This window comes from Streptomyces sp. NPDC048434, from assembly GCF_043200375.1.
In the GTDB taxonomy this organism is placed as follows: domain Bacteria; phylum Actinomycetota; class Actinomycetes; order Streptomycetales; family Streptomycetaceae; genus Streptomyces.
In genome coordinates this window covers 345,093-361,431 of sequence record NZ_JBICXQ010000002.1, presented here as the reverse complement: position 1 = coordinate 361,431, position 16,339 = coordinate 345,093, and the positions used below count along the sequence as shown (strand labels likewise).

Genomic DNA, 16,339 nt, shown 5'->3' with positions numbered 1-16,339 from the left:
TACCCGTGCCCGTAAAGGGTGGATACGATGCGTTCGGGTATGGCACGCATCCATGTGGAGACACCTCACACCGAGGAGAGGGCCATGCAATCGGTGAGCCGCACCGGACTGTTGGCAGCGGGGTTCGGCCTCGCAGCTGTCGGAGGATTCGTTGGTGGTCTGCTCAGAGAGCAGGCGGCGCTGACGGCGCTTCGTGGTGTGGCAGGCGAGGGAAGCGAGGACCTGGTTCCATGGGCCGTCGGCTCGTACCGCTCACGTTGGACAACCTTCCGGACCTCCCCAAGCGCTGCCGCTCCTGTGTCTTCTGGGAGCTCGACCCCGTCAGCGGCGAGGCCGCGGTAAAGGCGGGCCGCCCCGAGCTCGAGAAGGAAGCCTGGATCTCGGCAGTACTGCTGGAGTGGGGGTCCTGCGGACGGGTGGTCTATGTCGACGAGGTGCCCGTCGGGTTCGTGATGTACGCCCCGCCGGCGTATGTGCCGCGGTCCACGGCCTTCCCCACCAGCCCGGTCTCACCGGACGCAGTGCAGCTGCTGACAGCGTGGCTGATCCCCGGCTACCAAGACCAGGGGCTCGGGCGGGTGATGGTCCAGACGGTCGCCAAGGACCTCATCCAGCGTGGCTTCAAAGCCATCGAGGCCTTCGGTGATGCCCGCTGGAGCGAGCCGGCATGTGTGCTGCCCGCCGATCATCTCCTGGCGGTTGGCTTCAAGACCGTACGGCCCCATCCCCGCTTTCCCCGGCTACGCCTTGAGCTGCGGACCACGATCTCGTGGAAGGAAGATGTCGAGCTGGCCATCGACCGCCTGCTGGGAGCTGTGCAGAAGGAACCGGCCCTGCGACCGCTCTGAGGCATGTGGTTTCCCGTGAAACAGAGAACGGGCCTGCCCCTTCGGTGGGGGCAGGCCCGTTTCCCGTGAAACGTGGTGGCGCGACTCAGGCGAGGTAGTCCGACAGGTCGCGCTCGATCGCAGCCTTCGGCTTGGCACCGACGATGGTCTTCACGACCTCGCCGCCCTGGTAGACGTTCATGGTCGGGATCGACATGACGCCGTACTTGGCGGTGGTTGCCGGGTTCTCGTCGGTGTTCAGCTTGGCGATGACGATCTCGTCGTGCTCGGCGGCAATCGCCTCCAGGGACGGGGCGACCTGGCGGCACGGGCCGCACCAGGTGGCCCAGAAGTCCACGAGGACGGGCTTGTCGCTCTTGAGGACGACCTCTTCGAAGTTGTCGTCCGTGACGGTCACCGTGGCGCCGGCCATGGCAATCTCCTTACTGGGTGGGTGGTGGGAAAGCTGGGTGCGCGGATCAGACGGAAGCGGTCTTGTCCGGCTCGGACGCCTCGCTGTCCGACAGCGCAGCGAGGTACCGCTCGGCGTCGAGGGCGGCGGAGCAGCCCGTGCCGGCCGCGGTGATCGCCTGGCGGTAGGTGTGGTCGACAACATCGCCGGCGGCGAAGACGCCCGTCAGGTTGGTCCGGGTGCTGGGCGCATCGACCTTGAGGTAGCCCTCGTCGTCGAGATTCAGCTGACCCTTGAACAGCTCGGTCCGCGGGTCGTGGCCGATCGCGATGAAGAGGCCGGTGACGGGCAGCTCGGAAGTCTTGCCGGTCTTGAGGTTGCGCAGCGTCAGACCCGAGAGCTTGCCCTCTCCGTGGACCTCGGCGACCTCGCTGTCCCACACAAACTTGATCTTCGGGTCGGCGAAGGCACGATCCTGCATCGCCTTGCTCGCCCGCAGGGTGTCACGGCGGTGAACGACCGTGACCGACCTGGCGAAGCGGGAGAGGAAGGTGGCCTCCTCCATCGCGGTGTCGCCACCCCCGATGACGGCGATGTCCTGGTCCCTGAAGAAGAACCCGTCGCAGGTGGCGCACCAGGAGACGCCACGGCCGGACAGCTCGTCCTCACGGGGCAGGCCGAGCTTGCGGTGCTGGGATCCGGTGCTGACAATCACGGTCTTAGCCCGGTGCACATTTCCAGCGGTGTCCGTGACGGTCTTGATCTCCTCGGAGAGGTCGACCGAGACGATGTCGTCCGGCACAAGCTCGGCGCCGAAGCGTTCCGCCTGGGCACGCATGTTGTCCATCAGGTCCGGCCCCATGATGCCGTCGCGGAAACCGGGGAAGTTCTCCACGTCAGTGGTGTTCATCAGCGCGCCTCCGGCGGTGACGGCACCTTCGAAGACCAGCGGCTTCAGGGACGCGCGGGCGGTGTAGAGCGCTGCGGTATAGCCCGCGGGCCCGGAGCCAATGATGATCACGTTGCGGACGTCGCTCACGGGTGTCTTCCTTGTCTCTGCCGACTGCTTGCTGGGGCTCTCGGAACTCTCACCCCACCCAACGGATCCTACGGGGCGAGCATTCCCGGAGTGCCACAGCGGACTGCTCGTCGCTCAGTCTCGCTGGTACGAGTGAGACAGCAGGACCTTTCCGGGAACCGGTGGCGTGGCGGAGACGCAGGAGGAACTGACGACATAGGCAGAGACGCGCTTCGCATCGGACGGATCCGGCAGCACCACCAGGTAGGCGTCCTTGCCCTGGTACCGGGTGTGGCTGGATGCGAGCGGCGCTTCCGTGCGCCCGGTGCCCAGGCGGACGCACGACGGAATGGTGTCGGCGCCACCGCGCAGCGTCGACTCGGGAAAGGTTCGGGTGCCGATGTCCGGAGACTTGTGTGAGCCCTTTGACGCCAGCAGATCGTGTACATGCGATCCAAGGCTGGCGGCGGTCAGAGCGGCTGCACCCTCCGTGGTCTTCTCGGGGGTGGCGGTGGCCCGGCCATGGTGGCCTGCCTGGGTGCCATCGACGGCGGCGTTCTGGATGAGCAGGCCGCCGAAGCTGAAGACCGCCGCGGCTGCGGCGCTGCCGAGCAGAATCCGGGGCCAGCGCCGCGAACGAGACGAGCGGCCGCGTGGCGACGGGCGACCTGGCCCAGAGGATCGCCGGGGCCGTCCGGTGGGCCGGGTGGTCGGCATGGAACGGCTGGGGGGCGCGTCGTCGGTTTCACGTGAAACCGCGACGGTGGCGGTGGCTGTTTCACGTGAAACACGAGCCCCGGCAGCGGGAGTCCTGGCGTCCAGCAGCGCCTCGGCGGCGAGGGCGGCATCGATGCGGCCGGCAACGTCGGCCGGCATGCGGATCGGGCCGGGGAGGGTGCCGAGCAGCGCCCGGATTTCTTCCAGGGACGCATAGACGTCATCGCACAGCGGGCAGCCGGCGAGATGATGCCGCACATCCGCGCTGCGGGAGGGAGAGAGCAGCCCGTCCGTGAGGTCAGAGATCTCGGAGACTTCCGGGTGCTCACCTGTGGGGTGCTCACCCGTGCCGGTCGTCGACGTCACGCTCGCCCACCTCCGCCCTTCACGGCACCTGTGTCGTTCGGCCCTGCCGTCGGTGGGACGGATGTCCCCTGCGCCCGGTTCCTTCCCCCGCTCGCGGGTTTGCTATCCCCGTTGTCGGCGCGCAGATGGGTGACCAAGGGGAGGAGCCGAGCGCGGCCCCGTGCACAGCGGCTTTTCACCGTGCCGGTGGGGATGTCCAGGATCGCCGCCGCTTCCGCGACGGGGTAGCCCTGCATGTCGACGAGGACGAGAGCGGCACGCTGTTCCTCGGGAAGGGTGCGGAGGGCACTCAGCAGCTCCCGGTGCAGATCCTGGCGCTCGGCGGGTGCCGCGGCGGATTCCTCGGGTTCGAGAAGCTGCTCCAGCCGCTCGGTCTCGGCGATGGGCGAGGTGCGCCGTGAGGCAGCCTTACGGGCCCGGTCGAGACAGGCATTGACCGTGATGCGGTGCAGCCAGGTCGTCACGGCGGACTGCCCGCGGAAGGTGTGGGCTGCGCGATAGGCGGAGACCAGAGCATCCTGCACGGCGTCGGCGGCCTCTTCGCGATCACTGAGGGTGCGCAGTGCCACCGCCCAGAGCCGGTCGCGATGGCGCCGGACGATCTCCCCGAACGCGTCAGGGTCGCCCTTTACATGCAGGGCAAGGAGATCGGCGTCGGTTGGTGTCGAAGCCTTGTCGCTGTCGGTGGACACGGGCCCCCCGGCCGTAGCTGCCTGATCTCGGTCCAATTGAAGCCCGCCAGGTCACGAAAGTAAATGCTGTCGAAAGGCGACGGTGTGCAGGCGGGTGGCCGATATGCGCCGTTCTCACGTGGGCGGTCCACACACAGGCTGAACTCAAGAGTGTGGGGCTCCGCCCGGATTGCCGGACCTCGGAGCCCCACATACTGCCCTGGACAGCCGTGCCGCCTTTACCAGCTGCTCAGCTGGTAAAGGACACCTCTGTCACACCCTGCCGGTACCCGGCGCTGCTGTACCCATCACCCGGCGCATACGGCATCGCGGTGATCCACACGACGACGTAGCGCGCCTTTGCCGGCTGCTTCAGCTTGACCTTGGCAGTCGAGCCCGAGGTCCTGCCCGTTCCGAGCCGGCGCATGGAGCTGAGCGGCTGGGAAGCGGAGAGCGAATCGGCCGCATAGAGGTTCACGGTCGTGTGATCGCCGGTGTAATGAAGCCCGATCGACGCCTCGCTTATCTGCTGTTGTGAGCCGAGGTCGTAGACGAGGCCGACGCCCTTCTTGAAGGCCGGATTCAGATCAGGGCCCTCGCGGTAGCCCTTGCTGCCCCAGTAGGTGCTGGGATTCCCGTCGACTGTGTCCTGCGCCTGATTCGCGTGCTGCGGCTGGCCGTCGGGGTAGTACTCCCCGGCCTCCACGATCTTGATCGGCTTGCCCTTGGACTTCTTGGCCGCGCCGTTGCTCGGCTGTGCGTTACCCGGATCGTCCTGGTCGTTCTCCCGCTTCAGCAGGGTGTCCGCCAGCTGCCAGCTACCCAGTCCCAGCGCCGCGATGAGCAGCGCGGAGACGGACCACTTCAGCGCACGGCCGGTGCGGCTCTGCAGCGGGGGAGGCGGAGCGGCGACAGGCTGGGTCGCATGGCTCGCCTGGGCGGGGCGAGCCGACGGCTGCCGATAGTTGCCCTGCTGGTATCCCGTGCGCTGATACGGCGGAGGTGTGGTGAAGGAGGTCTCCGGAGGCCGGATACGCGGCATGGCCGCCACGGCCTTGGCCAGCTCCTCCGGGGTGGTGCACGGCTGCTCCTGGCGGGAGGCCGTGGCGCCATCGTTGATCAAAGCGCGCATGGCGAGCTCGGACAGCCCGCGGTGCACCCCGGCGCGCACCTGGTCGGGTGCGATCAGCCCGACGCCCTTGGGCAGGCCGGTGAGGCCATGCGCGTCGTTCTCGTAGGGCCAGCGCTGGGTCAGCGCGGCGTAGAGCAGCGCCCCGATCGCCTCTGTGTCCGTGCGCTGCGGGTGCTCGCAGGTGATGCCGCGCAGCGCGGCCATGACGGCCAGCCCACGGATGCGGTACTGCCCGGACTCCGTACGCAGCACCGAGCCGGGCGTGATCCGCAGATGGGACAGGCCCTCGCGGTGCGCGGCGGCCATGGCCTGGGAGACCTGGCTGACGAGCTGGTAGGCGTCGTGCGGCTCCAGCGGGCCGTTGGCGAGCACCGTGGTGAGCTCGGTGGCGTCCGGCAGCCACTCATGGACCACATAGACGAGGTCGTTCTCCTCGACGGCGTCGAGGACCTGGACGAACCGGGGGTCGCCCAACAGCGCCGAGGAACGGGCGGCGGACAGTACCGGCCGGGCCCGCGGGTGGTCGGCCGGCAGGATGTGCACGCCGACGGCGCGGCGCAGCTTCTCGTCGACCGCGCGCCAGCTGCTGAATCCGTCCAGACGGGTGACGCACTCCTCGAGGCGGTAGCGTCTGGCAAGCTTGTGGCCGCTGTGCAGCTCCGGTGGCTCGGCTTCGATCGCCGCGGCACGCTCCTCGTCGGTGCCCTCGGCGTCCTTTTCCCTGCCGGATACCTCTTCGGCCTTAGCACCGTCGTCCGTGGCCTTACCCGCCTTGGCGGTCAGCGGTTCTTCACCGCTCGTGTCAGCCACGTCGACGGCAGCCGTGCTCCGTTCCGCCACCGTCGTTCCTGCCTCCCCATCCGTTGCAGGCTCAATGAGCCAAGACAATTGTGCCCACAGTCCGCCACTATGCACGACACACGGTGGCAGTCGATGGTTGTGCTCAATCAACGCCCAAGCTTCGACCGGACCATGCCGACCAGGGCGTTCAGTTCCTCGATGCGCATTTTGCGTGCAGCTACGTAGAACACGGCCAGAAGTGCGGCAGCACCGGCGACCAGAGCGGCCAGCGACCCGAGGAACCCGCTGCCGAGCGCCTGCATGATGCCGTACACCACGGCTCCCGAGATGATCGTGGCCGGGATGCTGGCGCCCGCCAGCCGTGCATAGGTCCGGACGACATGTGCGGTGTCGAGGTCGCCGTCCATACGCTTGCTCAAACGGCGCCAGGCCACACCCACGCCGATGATGTAGGCCAGGCCGTAGGAAGCCGCCATGCCGACCACGGCCCAGCGGGCGGGCAGGACCAGGAAGCACAGACCGGAGGCCGCGGCGTTGACGGCGGCGACGATCACCGTGTTGTAGAAGGGCGTGCGGGTGTCCTCGTACGCATAGAAGGCGCGCAGGACGACGTACTGCACCGAGAACGGGATCAGCCCCACGCCGAAGCCCATCAGCATGTAGCCCATCGGGATGCCGGCGCCGGACGAGCCGTAGACCAGCGTGCACAGCGGGATGCCGAGGGAGAGAAAGCCGAACGAGATCGGAACGATCGCGACGGCGGAGGTGCGCAGGCCCTGCGACATGTCGTCGCGGACGGCTCCGGTGTCACCGTCGTGCGCGGATCGCGCCAGCCGCGGCAGCAGCGCCGCCATGACGGAGACGGTGATGATCGCCTGCGGCATGTTCCAGATCAGCTGTGCGCTGGCGTACGAGATGAAGCCGGTGCCCGGGTGTCCCTGCTGGTCGGCGGTGTTGCCGGCCCAGGTGGAGAGCTGGGTGACGACGAGGACGCCCGCCTGGTTGGCGAGCACGAACAGCACGGTCCACTTGGCGAGCTTGGCGGCCTTGCCCAGGCCGTGGCCGCGCCAGTCGAAGCGCAACCGAAGCTTGAAGTCGGCGTCGCGCAGGTACGGGATCATCGCCAGTGCCTGGACGACGAGCCCGAGGAGGGTGCCGATCCCCAGGAGCCGGATGCCTTCGTCGGGGATGGTGGTGACCCCGATGTGCGACGTCTTCGCCGTGCCGTAGACCCAGATGAACAGGCCGAAGGTGGCGATCATGACGATGTTGTTGAGGACGGGAGTCCACATCATCGCGCCGAAGCGGCCGCGGGCGTTGAGGATCTGTCCCATCACGACATGCAGACCCATGAAGAAGATCGTGGGTACGCAGTAGCGGGTGAACGCGACGGCTACTTCGTTGGCTGCCGGGTCACGGGAGATGTCGAAGGACACCATTTTCACCAGGAGCGGCGCCGCCACGACCGCCAGGACCGTCAGCACGCCGAGTACCACGATGACCAGCGTCATCAGCCGGTTCGCATAGGCCTCGCCGCCGTCCTCGTCCTCCTTCATCGCGCGCACCAGCTGCGGGACGAAGACGGAGTTCAGACCGCCGCCGATGGTCAGGATGAAGATCATCGTCGGAAGCTGGTACGCGACCTGCCAGGAGTCACCGAGCACCGCACCACCGAGGGCCGCGACAATCAGTGCCGACCGGACGAAGCCCGTGAGACGCGACACCATCGTGCCGGCGGCCATCACCGCGCTGGACTTGAGCAGACCTGAGGCGCGGCCACCGGAGGGCTTGCCGGCCGCCGCCACGGGTGCCGGCTCCGGCTCCGGTACGGCCTGCTGTGGCACGGCCTCCGGTCCGGGCGCCGCACCGGCGACCGAGGGGCTCGCCGACGCGGGCGCGTGGTGCTGGGGCTCGTAGGACTGCTGGTCCCGGAAGAGATGTGCGAAGGCGTCGGGCTCCGGACGCTCGTCGGCGGCCTGGGTGATCAGATCGTCGACACCCACGAACTGCGTCGTCGCGGCGGCATCGCCGTAGGGGAGATTGCGGGTCGGGCCCTGCGGCTCGGGCGGCGGGGGCGAGGCCCACAGCTGCGGATCGGGCGTGTGGCGGCCCGCGGCAGGCTGCTGGTAGAGCGGCTGCGTGGGCTGCCCCGGGGGCGGCGGGGGGTGCGCGGCGCGGTCATAGAGCGCCTCGGTCACCGGATCCTGAGCCGTCGGGTCCTGGGCACGGTGCGGGTCGTTGCGGTAGGCATCCTGGACATAGGGGTCCTGGACGTACGGATCCTGGTCCGCGGGCGGCGGGGGCGTCGGAGGGACCGGCCCCGTGGGGTCGCCATTGGCGCCCCGGCCCCGGTCACCGTCGTACGGCGCATTCATCGCTGCCCCACCTCATCCGTCGCCGGCCATCCGGCCCCGCCATCTATCAACGGTCCACTTTCTCACCTGAGCCGGACGGGTCGGAGCTTTCCGATCCGGTGTCCGGCGTGGGGTCACTCGGCTGCTCCGGCTCGTCGCCGTCGGTGCCGCCGTTGTCGCCGTCCGTGCCTGTCTCGCCGTCCGGCCCGTCATCGTCGTGCCCATCGCCGTCGGGCCCGTCCTCGGACCGACGGGCGGCGGCCCGCTTGCGCTGAAGATAGATCCGCACACCGGCGAGGACGAGCAGCAGCACGCCACCCGCGATGACGAGCATCACCGTTGCGGTGATCTCCGTGACGTTCACCTGGAACGTCATGCGGTCACCGTAGGGCTTTCCGTCCGCCGTGTAGAGCTGGGCGGTCACCCAGGCCCGGCCATTGGCGTTCGCCGTGGTGTCGAACTTGAACGACTGGCTGTGCCCGCCGTCCACCGTGATCTGCTGCGACTTCCCCGCGTCCAGACGGTTGGGCTGGGACGAGGTCAGCTTCAGCATCATGTCCTTGACGCCCTGGACCAGGTTGTTCTGCACCGTCACCGGAATCGTGGCGCTGCGCCCGGAGAGCGTCGCCCCCGACTTCTGGATCAGATGAACCTTCTTGGTCAGACCGTTGAGGTAGCTGCGTACGGAGTGCCGGAAGGTTCTGGCGCCGGTGGCATTGCCCCGCCACTCCGTCGACATCTCCCGCATTATGGCGTTGCCGAACGGGGTCACCACGCGCTCCGGATGGGCCAGGATCACCTGGAAGTCGTCCAGGGCGGACTGGGTGCCCTGGATCTGCCGGAAGGCGTTGACGGGGAGTTCCTGCCTGCGCAGCGAGGACGGGTAGGCGGCGCCGCTGGGCACATGACGGGTGGCCGCCCGGTCGGGCTTCGCCTTGGCCGCGGCGCCGAGGCGCAGCGACTGGGTCCAGCTCCCGGACTCGTCCAGATTCCGCAGCGCGGTGGCCATGGCGTGGGCCTGGCTGACCGACGGCATGCGCTGCGGCGCGACGACGATGCTGCGCTGTCGGCCCGGGTCCTCGAGGCTGATCATCTGCGTCTGGGCGAGGAACTCCTGAACCGCGTGAGTGGAGTTTCCGGCCTTCGACATATCGCCCTCGAAGGCCTGTGAGAGCTGCGCGTCCGCGACGACGGCGGTATTGCCGCCGCCGATGGGGCGGGCCGCCGTCGGGGTGTAGGACAGCCTGCCGGCGTCCCGCAGGCTGTCGCTGCGGGTGATCACGTTGTGCGCACCGGCCGAGGTCGCGACATCCACGATGGACGAGTCGATCGCGCCGTCGACGGGCCAGGCGAAGTCCGTGCGCGGCTTGACGCCGAGGATCGTGTCCACGGTCTTGTCGGCAAGGTCGGTGGCCGGGCCGAGGTGGCCGAGCGCACTGGGCACGCCCTTGCCGTGGTGGGCGAGCGAGGCCAGGTCGGGGTCGCCGAAGGGCAGCGCGACGACCTCGTGCGTCTTGACCGCTTCTTCGAGGTCGTGCAGCCACTGCTTGGCGACCGCCTGGTTCTTGCCCATGGGGCCGTCCGGGCCGTTCACCCGGTACGACTTGGTCATCGCGTCGACGGTCGCGAGCAGGTCGGGATCGATGACGAAGGTCACCGGCAGGTTTTTGCCGAGCGCGACCATCTGCTGCAGCCGGCCTCCCGGCGCGAGCTCGGCAGCGAGGTCGTCGTTGCGGAAGACCGGCGTCTGCTGGGCATCGGCGTCGGTCTCGGCGGTGAGATGCGTGGGGGAGATCAGCGGCCACATGTATGTGAGCTGCGTCTTCTTCCCGGCGCCGGCCGTCTGCCAGGGCAGGAACGTCCGGTCGAAGCCGAGGACCTGCCCGTACGGCGCGGCCTGAGAGCGCCCCGACAGAGAGACGCCGAGCTGGTACACACCGTTATCGCTGAGATCGAGGTCCTTGACCGGCACGCTGAGGCTGAAGGGACGGCTGATGCCGGGCTCCAGCTTGCCGATCTTCTCGGTGTGCCCCTTGATCTCCTCACCGTCCGTGCCCGGCAGATAGCCGGTACGGCGGGACGCATTCTCGATGGAGCTACGGCCGCCGAGCGTGGATCCACGGTGCATGCCGACATGCGCGTCCGTGATCGTGCTGCGGCCCTCATTGGTCAGCGTGCCGGAGACGGTGACCGTGTCGCTCTTGGTGGGAGCGGACGGGGACATCGAGTTGATGGTGACGTCGACCGTGCGGGAGCCCGTCGGGGCCGCCTGCGCGGAGGAAGCGTGCGGAACCTGGAGCAGCCCCACGAGAAGGAGCACTCCAGTGAGCAGTGTCACGGTCCTTCGCAGCCATCGGCCACGCGGCCGTTCAGTCCGCTGGAACCCTGCCGCCTCGGCCACGCGCTCGCCCGTCCCTCGTCGTCGTCAGTGGTCGTTCGGAATGTGCGTCCACGAATGGTAACGAGACCCGCAGCGACGGAGTGCCAGGGACTGCTCCACATGATCGCGGTCCGGAGGACCGCGTGCCCAGCCTGTCCCCTTTATTACGTGACGCTTTGCACTGCGCGGCCACGTACTCTGTTTTGTTGTGCCGAACGCCAACAATGACCTCCCCGCCCCGACCGCCGAGCGGACCCCGCAGTCGACGAACGCGCTGAACCATGTGCAGCGCCGCGCCGTGAGCGAACTGCTGAGGGTGTCCCCCGTCGCGGATGACCTGGCCCGTCGCTTCCAGGAGGCCGGGTTCACACTTGCCCTGGTCGGCGGCTCGGTCCGGGACGCGCTGCTGGGCCGGCTCGGCAATGACCTGGACTTCACCACCGATGCCCGCCCCGAGGACGTTCTGAAGATCGTCCGGCCGTGGGCGGACGCGGTCTGGGAGGTCGGCATCGCCTTCGGGACGGTCGGCTGCAAGAAGGAATCGTTCGATATCGAGGTCACGACCTACCGCTCCGAGGCGTACGACCGCACGTCCCGCAAGCCCGAGGTGTCGTACGGCGAGTCCATCGAGGAAGACCTGGTGCGCAGGGACTTCACGGTGAACGCCATGGCGGTGCTGCTGCCGCAGAAGGAGTTCGTCGACCCGCACGACGGCCTGGAGGACCTGGCCGCGCGGGTGCTGCGCACGCCTGGGACGCCGGAGGAGTCGTTCTCCGATGACCCGCTGCGGATGATGCGCGCCGCCCGCTTCGCCGCTCAGCTGGACTTCGAGGTGGCTCCGGAGGTCGTCGCCGCGATGAAGGCGATGTCGGACCGCATCGAGATCGTCTCCGCGGAGCGCGTACGGGACGAGCTGAACAAGCTGATCCTGTCGGCGCACCCGCGCGAGGGATTGCGGCTGCTCGTCGATTCGGGCCTGGCCGACCAGGTCCTGCCCGAGCTGCCCGCGCTACGGCTGGAAAGTGACGAGCATCACCGCCACAAGGACGTCTACGAGCACTCGCTGACGGTCCTGGAGCAGGCGATCGAACTCGAGGAGGACGGTCCCGATCTTGTGCTGCGGCTGGCCGCCCTCCTGCACGACATCGGCAAGCCCAGGACGCGGCGCTTCGAGAAGGACGGTCGGGTCTCCTTCCACCACCACGAGGTGGTGGGCGCGAAGATGACCAAGAAGCGGATGACCGCCCTGAAGTACTCCAATGACATGGTCAAGGACGTCTCGCGTCTGGTGGAGCTGCATCTGCGCTTCCACGGCTACGGGACGGGCGAGTGGACGGACTCCGCCGTCCGGCGGTACGTGCGGGACGCCGGCCCGCAGCTGAAGCGGCTGCACAAGCTGACGCGCTCGGACTGCACCACCCGCAACAAGCGCAGGGCCAGTGCCCTGTCGCGTGCCTACGGCGGGCTTGAGGAGCGCATCGCCCGTTTGCAGGAGCAGGAAGAGCTGGAGGCGATCCGCCCAGACCTGGATGGCAACGACATCATGCAGATCCTGGGCATCAGCCCGGGGCCCGAGGTCGGCAAGGCGTACAAGCAGATGCTGGAGCTCCGGCTGGAGCACGGGCCGATGCAGCGGGACGCGGCGATCGCCGCTCTGAAGGAGTGGTGGGCCGGCCAGAGCTGATGTTTCACGTGAAACCGGCGGTCAGTGAACCGCCACGTTTCACGTGAAACGTGGGGCGGTGTTTCACGTGAAACACCGCCCCACGGCGTATCCAAGGGGGCGCTGCGCGCTACTTAGCCGAGGTCAGACAGAGCACCATGCGGGTGTCGGACCCCCTGCGTCGGTGCACGCTCTTGCTGTACGCCGATTCGTTTGCGGGGCACACGGACGGGTCCGAGGTGTCATCGTGCACCGCGGTCACCTTGTACTGGGCCTCCGAGGTGCCGCAGTCCACCACCTCGAGGCCGTCGTCGAGCGAACTGCTGGACTTCTTCACGCAGTCGCCGACCTCTGCGCTGCTCGCGTCGTTCATGCTGCTGATCCAGGCGACCCCGAGGAAGGCCAGCCCGAGGACGGCTCCGACAGCCCTCAGGATCGTCTTGGGGGAACGGCGCTTGGCGGGCCGCGGCGGCGGTACAGGAGGTCCGCCCTGCATGAAGGGCTGCTGCGGCGCGGGGTAACCCGGCTGCGGCTGTCCGTACGGAGCCTGTGGCTGCTGGGGGTAGGCGTATCCACCCTGGGGCTGGCCGTAGGGGGCCTGGGGTGCCGGCGGTGCCTGCGGGTACGGGTTCTGTCCGTAGGGCTGTTGTCCGTAAGGCTGCTGCCCGTATGGCTGCTGTCCGTACGGTGCCTGGCCGTATGGTTGCTGACCCTGAGGCGGCGTGGTCATGGATCTCCCCCGATATTGATGTGTACAGGCTCGTGTAGGACGTCCGTAAGGTATCTGCTCCGGGCGCCTCACTGCAGAGAACTGATCAGCACGGGGCGAGGAATGTGGGTGCTCAGCCGCGCCCGAAGCGGACCATTGCCACGGTGACCACCGCGTAGAGGACGGTCACCACGCCGAGCAGAGCGGTTGATCTTCCGTCCGGAGGCAGCATGAGGGCGGCGACCGCGGCGGCGGCGACGAAGGCGGCATTGAAGAGAACGTCGTAGATGGCGAAGATCCGGCCGCGGAAGGCATCGTCGACCGACGACTGGACGATCGTGTCGGTGGAGATCTTGGTCCCTTGCGTGCCGAGGCCGAGCACGAACGCGGCGGCCAGCATCGGGACCGGCAGGAAGAACAGTCCGAGAGACGGTGCCAACACGGCTCCCATCGCGGCACAGCAGGCGATCCAGCCGAACGCGGTGAGCCGCCCGACGGCCCAGGGCGTGATGACGGCGGCCGCGAAGAAGCCCGCTCCTGACACGCCGACAGTGATCCCGAGCAGTGCCAGACCCTCCGACTCGGTGCTGGACCAGAAGTACCGGCACAGCATCAGCACTATGACCGTCAGGGCTCCGTAGCAGAAGCGGATCACGGTCATCGCCGCCAGTGCCCGGGCCGGAGCACGCCGCGCGGCGAGATGACGCAACCCGTCCGCAAGTCCCCGCACCGTGCTCAACAGGGCTTCGCGCAGATGGGGTTGGAGACGTGCCGGGTCAGGGCCGAGCAACTGCGGGGCCATGCGCAGGGCGGTGAGGGCTGAACAGAGATAGAGGGAGGCGGCGAACAGCACGACATACGCGTTCACCTCCGAGCCGGCCAGCCGGATGGCGAAGGCGAGCCCGCCGCCGGCGGTCGCGGCGAGCGTTCCGGCCGTGGGGGCAAGCGAGTTGGCCATGACCAGTTGCTGTTCACCGTCGACTACGCGCGGGAGCGCGGCCGAGAGCCCCGCCAGCACGAAGCGATTGACGGCGGTCACGGAGAGGGCCGAGGCGTAGAAGAGCCAGTCGGGGGCCTTTGACACGATCAGCGCCGCCGTCGCCATGGCCAGCAGGGTGCGCAGCAGATTGCCGTACAGCAGGACCTGGCGGCGCCGCCAGCGGTCGAGCAGCACGCCGGTGAACGGCCCGAGGAGGGAGTACGGGAGCAGCAGGATCGCCATGGCGGAGGCGATGGCCACGGGCGACGTCTGCTTCTCGGGCGAGAAGACGACGAAGGTGGCGAGCGCGACCTGGAACACTCCGTCAGCCGCCTGGGACAGGAGCCGTGCGGCGAGGAGCGAGCGGAAGTCGCGTAGCCGGAGTAATACGCGGAGGTCGCGCACAGCATGCATGAGGCACAGCCTCACACAGCCCGCAGGCCCCCGGGTGGAATACCCGGGGGCCTGCGCAGGGAGGGTTGGTCAGGCGTCTCAGCGCTCGACTTCGCCGTTGATGAACTTCTCGACGTTCTCCCGTGCCTCGTCGTCGAAGTACTGCACCGGCGGGGACTTCATGAAGTACGAGGACGCGGAGAGGATCGGGCCACCGATGCCCCGGTCCTTGGCGATCTTCGCGGCGCGCAGGGCGTCGATGATGACACCCGCGGAGTTCGGGGAGTCCCAGACCTCGAGCTTGTACTCCAGGTTCAGCGGGACATCGCCGAAAGCGCGACCCTCGAGGCGGACGTAGGCCCACTTGCGGTCGTCCAGCCAGGCCACGTAGTCCGAGGGGCCGATGTGGACGTTGTCCTCGCCCATGTCACGGTCCCGGATCTGGGAGGTGACGGCCTGCGTCTTGGAGATCTTCTTGGACTCCAGGCGCTCGCGCTCGAGCATGTTCTTGAAGTCCATGTTGCCGCCGACGTTCAGCTGCATCGTGCGGTCCAGGATGACGCCCCGGTCCTCGAAGAGCTTGGCCATCACGCGGTGCGTGATCGTGGCGCCGACCTGCGACTTGATGTCGTCACCGACGATCGGGACACCGGCCTCGGTGAACTTGTCGGCCCACTCCTTGGTGCCGGCGATGAAGACCGGGAGGGCGTTGACGAACGCGACCTTGGCGTCGATGGCGCACTGGGCGTAGTACTTCGCGGCGTCCTCGGAGCCGACAGGGAGGTAGCAGACCAGGACGTCGACCTGCTTGTCCTTGAGGATCTGGACGATGCCGACCGGGGCCTCGGTGGACTCCTCGATGGTCTGGCGGTAGTACTTGCCCAGGCCGTCGTAGGTGTGGCCACGCTGCACCGTCACGCCCGTATTGGGGACGTCGCAGATCTTGATGGTGTTGTTCTCGCTGGCGCCGATGGCATCCGCGAGGTCGAGCCCGACCTTCTTGGCGTCGACGTCGAAGGCTGCCACGAACTCGATGTCACGCACGTGGTAGTCACCGAACTGCACGTGCATGAGGCCGGGCACGCGGCTCTTCGGGTCGGCGTCCTTGTAGTACTCGACGCCCTGTACCAGCGAGGCGGCGCAGTTGCCCACGCCGACGATGGCTACGCGAACCGAACCCATTCCGGTTGCTCCCTGTGTTCTCGATGAGGACCTGCACAGCAGAGCCTCATGTGGTGGTGTCATCGGACGGATCCGGCCGGGTACCACCCCGGTGCCGGGGCAGGCCGCCCGTATCTCCTGACTGGTTCTTCTTGTCCTGTGCTGCGGGACCTGGTGCGCGCTGATCACGCCCGGCGCGCTCACTCTCGATGAGCTCGTTCAACCAACGGACTTCGCGCTCGACGGACTCCATGCCGTGCCGCTGCAGTTCGAGGGTGTAGTCGTCCAGCCGCTCGCGGGACCTGGCCAGGGAGGTACGCATCCTCTCAAGGCGCTCCTCCAGTCGGCTGCGGCGGCCTTCCAGCACACGCATCCTCACGTCCCGCGATGTCTGGCCGAAGAACGCGAAGCGGACGCCGAAGTGCTCGTCCTCCCATGCATCCGGTCCGGAGTGCGCGAGCAGCTCTTCGAAGTGCTCTTTGCCCGCTGAGGTCAATCGGTAGACGATCTTGGCTCGGCGCCCTGTCAGCGTTGCGGCCGGTACGCCCTCCGCGGTGCTGTCCGTCTCCTCGATGAGCCAGCCGCTCGCGACCAGCGCCTTGAGACAGGGGTAGAGGGTGCCATAGCTGAACGCGCGGAAGACCCCGAGCGAGGTGTTGAGCCGTTTTCGCAGCTCATAGCCGTGCATCGGGGATTCGCGGAGCAGGCCGAGGACGGCGAACTCGAGGATGCCGGAACGTCTGCTCATCCTCCGCC

General features: G+C 68.0%; 13 protein-coding genes. 2 read left to right on the top strand and 11 right to left on the bottom strand.

Annotation, left to right across the window (positions count from 1 at the left end; genetic code table 11):
- Positions 1-230: 230 nt before the first annotated feature.
- The gene (locus ACGFWI_RS03925; RefSeq protein WP_393904297.1) at positions 231-848 is read left to right on the top strand and encodes a GNAT family N-acetyltransferase; all 618 of its coding nucleotides are present in this window, start codon (positions 231-233) and stop codon (positions 846-848) included.
- A gap of 85 nt (positions 849-933) precedes the next feature.
- Here ACGFWI_RS03925 and trxA read toward each other — a convergent pair whose 3' ends face one another.
- From trxA to ACGFWI_RS03890, 7 genes are all read right to left on the bottom strand, one after another.
- On the bottom strand, positions 934-1,260 hold the full coding sequence (gene trxA / locus ACGFWI_RS03920) for a thioredoxin (protein ID WP_030075727.1): 327 nt from the start codon (positions 1,258-1,260) through the stop codon (positions 934-936).
- Positions 1,261-1,306: 46 nt separating this feature from the next.
- Positions 1,307-2,278, bottom strand: coding sequence for a thioredoxin-disulfide reductase (trxB, locus tag ACGFWI_RS03915; RefSeq protein WP_393904296.1), 972 nt, complete (start codon positions 2,276-2,278; stop codon positions 1,307-1,309).
- Between the two features lie 114 nt (positions 2,279-2,392).
- Positions 2,393-3,340: an anti-sigma factor family protein gene (locus ACGFWI_RS03910; RefSeq protein ID WP_393904295.1), complete on the bottom strand. Its 948-nt coding sequence runs from the start codon at positions 3,338-3,340 to the stop codon at positions 2,393-2,395.
- Positions 3,337-4,032 (bottom strand): RNA polymerase sigma factor SigM, encoded by a 696-nt coding sequence (sigM, locus tag ACGFWI_RS03905; protein ID WP_393904294.1) that lies wholly within the window; start codon positions 4,030-4,032, stop codon positions 3,337-3,339. The genes ACGFWI_RS03910 and sigM overlap by 4 nt, the downstream gene beginning before the upstream one ends.
- A 229-nt stretch (positions 4,033-4,261) precedes the next feature.
- Positions 4,262-5,983 (bottom strand): serine/threonine protein kinase, encoded by a 1,722-nt coding sequence (locus tag ACGFWI_RS03900; RefSeq protein WP_393904293.1) that lies wholly within the window; start codon positions 5,981-5,983, stop codon positions 4,262-4,264.
- Positions 5,984-6,090: 107 nt separating this feature from the next.
- Positions 6,091-8,319 (bottom strand): murein biosynthesis integral membrane protein MurJ, encoded by a 2,229-nt coding sequence (gene murJ / locus ACGFWI_RS03895; RefSeq protein WP_393904292.1) that lies wholly within the window; start codon positions 8,317-8,319, stop codon positions 6,091-6,093.
- 46 nt (positions 8,320-8,365) lie between these two features.
- Positions 8,366-10,636, bottom strand: coding sequence for a DUF6049 family protein (locus ACGFWI_RS03890; protein ID WP_393904291.1), 2,271 nt, complete (start codon positions 10,634-10,636; stop codon positions 8,366-8,368).
- Positions 10,637-10,886: 250 nt separating this feature from the next.
- Between ACGFWI_RS03890 and ACGFWI_RS03885 the strand changes: the two genes are divergently transcribed.
- Complete coding sequence (locus ACGFWI_RS03885; RefSeq protein ID WP_393904290.1) at positions 10,887-12,362, top strand: CCA tRNA nucleotidyltransferase; 1,476 nt, start codon at positions 10,887-10,889, stop codon at positions 12,360-12,362.
- A gap of 109 nt (positions 12,363-12,471) precedes the next feature.
- Here ACGFWI_RS03885 and ACGFWI_RS03880 read toward each other — a convergent pair whose 3' ends face one another.
- From ACGFWI_RS03880 to ACGFWI_RS03865, 4 genes are all read right to left on the bottom strand, one after another.
- Positions 12,472-12,837 (bottom strand): hypothetical protein, encoded by a 366-nt coding sequence (locus ACGFWI_RS03880; protein WP_393904289.1) that lies wholly within the window; start codon positions 12,835-12,837, stop codon positions 12,472-12,474.
- Between the two features lie 346 nt (positions 12,838-13,183).
- Positions 13,184-14,443 carry an MFS transporter gene (locus tag ACGFWI_RS03875; RefSeq protein ID WP_393904288.1) on the bottom strand — a complete coding sequence of 420 codons (1,260 nt, stop codon included), beginning with the start codon at positions 14,441-14,443 and terminating at the stop codon, positions 13,184-13,186.
- A 78-nt stretch (positions 14,444-14,521) separates the two neighbouring features.
- Positions 14,522-15,604: an inositol-3-phosphate synthase gene (locus ACGFWI_RS03870; RefSeq protein WP_393904287.1), complete on the bottom strand. Its 1,083-nt coding sequence runs from the start codon at positions 15,602-15,604 to the stop codon at positions 14,522-14,524.
- Positions 15,605-15,650: 46 nt separating this feature from the next.
- Positions 15,651-16,331 carry a PadR family transcriptional regulator gene (locus ACGFWI_RS03865; protein ID WP_393904286.1) on the bottom strand — a complete coding sequence of 227 codons (681 nt, stop codon included), beginning with the start codon at positions 16,329-16,331 and terminating at the stop codon, positions 15,651-15,653.
- Between the last annotated feature and the right edge of the window lie 8 nt (positions 16,332-16,339).